Annotated in this window: 1 protein-coding gene; it reads right to left on the bottom strand. The window is 35.0% G+C overall.

Features of this window, described 5'->3' with window-relative positions; genetic code table 11:
* Positions 1-3,182, bottom strand: a 3,182-nt coding sequence (carB, locus tag MR285_RS01710) for a carbamoyl-phosphate synthase large subunit (RefSeq protein WP_293557431.1), incomplete at its 3' end; no start/stop codon positions are given.
* Positions 3,183-3,313 lie beyond the last annotated feature (131 nt).

The following is a 3,313-nucleotide window of genomic DNA, read 5'->3' as shown; positions in this document are numbered from 1 at the left end:
ATATCCATGTTTTCTTCGTGGAATTTTTTATTTTTTACAGCTACTCTAGCTGCCAATGTGTCAAGGCTTGTAACTATGTCGATGCCATATTCTGTCGACATTCTTCTAATTTTGAAACCATCTCTTGTTGAGTCGCCACCTCTAGTTGGAGTGTTAACTACAATGTCGATTTCTCCCTTTCTTATTACATCTAGGATATTTGGTCTTGGGTCATTGATTTTTCCAATTTCTCTTGCGTCAATGCCTTCTTTTTTAAGAAGTTCACAAGTACCCTTAGTTGCGATAAAATTGTAACCTAAATCCTTCATAGATTTTGCAATTTCAATAAATTCAGCCTTGTCGTTGTCGTTTACTGTTGCAAGAACTGTTGAAGCTTTATCTTCAATGGCTGAACCTGATGCCAAGAATCCTTTGAAAAGTGCTTCGTCAATGTTTTTACCAATTCCAAGAACTTCGCCAGTGGATTTCATTTCAGGTCCAAGGGAAATTTCAACTCTGTTAAGTTTTGACATAGAGAATACTGGAACTTTAACTGCCATTAGTTTTGGCTCTTTATAAATATCTACTCCGTAGCCAAGGTCAGATAAATTTTCGCCAAGCATAGTTTTTGTAGCTAGGTCAATTATTGGCACGCCGGAAACCTTTGAAATGTATGGCACAGTTCTTGATGCACGAGGGTTTACTTCGATGATGTATAAATCATTTTTGTATTCGATAAATTGTATATTTATCATGCCCTTTACATGAAGTGCCTTTGCAATTTTCTTTGTGTAATCTAATATTTTTTCTTTGATTTCATCTGAAATGTTAATGCTTGGATAAATTGTAATTGAGTCGCCAGAGTGAACTCCTGCCCTTTCAAGGTGTTCCATAATTCCAGGGATTAGGACATCCTTGCCATCAGAAATTGCATCAACTTCAATTTCACGACCTACTAAATATTTATCAATTAAAACTGGGTTTTCTGAATCTCTTTCAAAAGCACTTTGCAAATAAGTTTTTAAACTTTCTTCGTCATAAGTTATTTGCATTCCTTGACCGCCAAGCACATAGGATGGTCTAACAAGTAGTGGATAGCCAAGTTCACAAGCTGCTTCAAGTCCTTCTTTAACAGTGAATACACCACGTCCCTTAGGTCTATTGATTTTCAAATCTTCAAGCATTTCATCAAACTTTTCTCTGTCTTCAGCTCTGTCAATATCACAGAAGTCTGTTCCCAAGATGTTAATTTTTTGTGAGTGAAGGTATTTTGCAAGCTTAATTGCAGTTTGACCACCAAAGGCAAGGATTACGCCAAGAGGTTTTTCTATTTCAATAATGCTTTTAACCTCTTCCTCAGTAAGTGGTTCGAAGTAAAGTTTGTCAGATGTGTCAAAGTCAGTAGAAACAGTTTCTGGATTGTTGTTAATAGTAATTGTTTCTATGCCCATTTTTATCAATGCCTTGATTGCGTGAACGCTACAATAGTCAAATTCAATTCCTTGACCAATTCTAATTGGACCAGAACCAATTACGATTATTTTTTTATTATCAGACACAATGTTTTCGTCTGTCTTTTCATAAGTTGAATAATAGTAGGCGCCATTTTTTCTAAAAGGAGAAGTGTCAACTCTTCTATAATTTGGAAGGATTTTATTTTTTTCACGAAGTTCAATTACATCTTCCATTTCTACGCCAAGAGCCTTTGCAATAGTTTTATCAGAAAAACCTAACTTTTTAAGTTTTAAAAGTTCCTCAGGATTAATTGTATCCATGCTTAATTTTTTTAGATTTTCTTCTTCACGAACTATATTTTCGATTTTTTTCAAGAAGTAAAGGTCAATGCCCGTAATGTCGTGGATAAGTTCAAGAGAAAGTCCACGTCTAATAATTTCTGCAACATCAAAAAGTCTTTCGTCATCAGGGAATTTAATTCTCTTTTTAAGTTCTTCAGTAGTTCTTTCTTCAGAGAACTTAGACTCAAGGGAGAATTTTGAAATTTCAAGAGATCTAATACCCTTTAATAGAGCTTCTTCAAAGGAAGAACCAATTGACATAACTTCTCCAGTTGCCATCATCTTTGTTCCAAGTTTTCTATTTGCAAATTTGAATTTGTCGAAAGGCCATTTAGGAATTTTAACAACTACATAATTACAATTAGGTTCATAATTTTCAATAGTTTCGCCAGTAGTTTCATTTTTGATTTCATTTAAGTTTAATCCAAGGGCAAGTTTTGTTGCAATTCTTGCAATTGGATATCCAGTTGCCTTTGATGCAAGGGCAGAGGAACGAGAAACTCTTGGGTTGATTTCAATTACTGCATAGTCCAAAGTTTCTGGGTTAAGTGCAAGCTGAACATTACAAGCACCTATTACATTTACATTTTCAACAATGTTTAGCGCAGCATTTTTTAATTTTTGAAGAACATCTTTATCAAGACTTTGGCAAGGAGCAACTACAATAGAGTCCCCTGTGTGAACGCCAACGGGATCCACATTTTCCATGTCGCACACAATAATTTTTTCGCCAGCAGAATCTCTAATAACTTCAAACTCAATTTCCATCCAACCACGAATGGATTTTTCAAGAAGACATTCATTTACTGGGCTAAGGCTCAAGCCATGAGATAAAACTTCCTCGAGTTCTTCTTCATTATAGGCAAAACCACCGCCAGTTCCACCTAAGGTGAAAGCAGGTCTAATTACTAGAGGATAGCCAATTTTTTTAGCGAGGATTTTTCCTTCTTCAAGTGTATTGGCGATTTCAGATTGGATAATTGGTTCGCCAATTTCTTCCATTGTTTTTCTAAAAATATCTCTGTCTTCGCCTTTTTTAATAGCTTCGATGTCAGTTCCTATAATTTTTATTCCATATTTATCTAAAATTCCACGTTTGTCAAGTTCCAAGGTCATGTTAAGACCAGTTTGTCCGCCCATACCTGCAATAAGTGAGTCAGGTCTTTCCCTCTCAATAATTTTTTCTATAAAAGAAATAGTTATTGGTTCGATGTAAATTTTATCGGCGATACCCTTGTCTGTCATAATAGTAGCAGGGTTTGAGTTCACAAGAACAGTTTCAACACCATTCATTTTCAAAGTTTCACAAGCTTGAGTGCCTGAATAATCAAACTCAGCAGCTTGCCCTATTACAATGGGACCAGAACCTATTACTAGCGTCTTTTTAATTGAATTATCTCTTGGCATTTTTTTCTCCTTTTCCAAATAAAAGATCAAACATTCTTAAAAATGGGCAAAAAAAATTTAAGGTAATTAAATTTGCTCAAAAAAAAATCATGCACAAGGACATGATTTTACTCAGTCCTTGGACTGATTTT

Origin of the sequence: Peptoniphilus sp. (genome assembly GCF_022767005.1) — a bacterium.
Classification (GTDB): Bacteria; Bacillota; Clostridia; order Tissierellales; family Peptoniphilaceae; genus Peptoniphilus_A.
The sequence above is the reverse complement of the archived record's forward strand: the minus strand, read 5'-3'. Positions and strand labels throughout refer to the sequence as shown.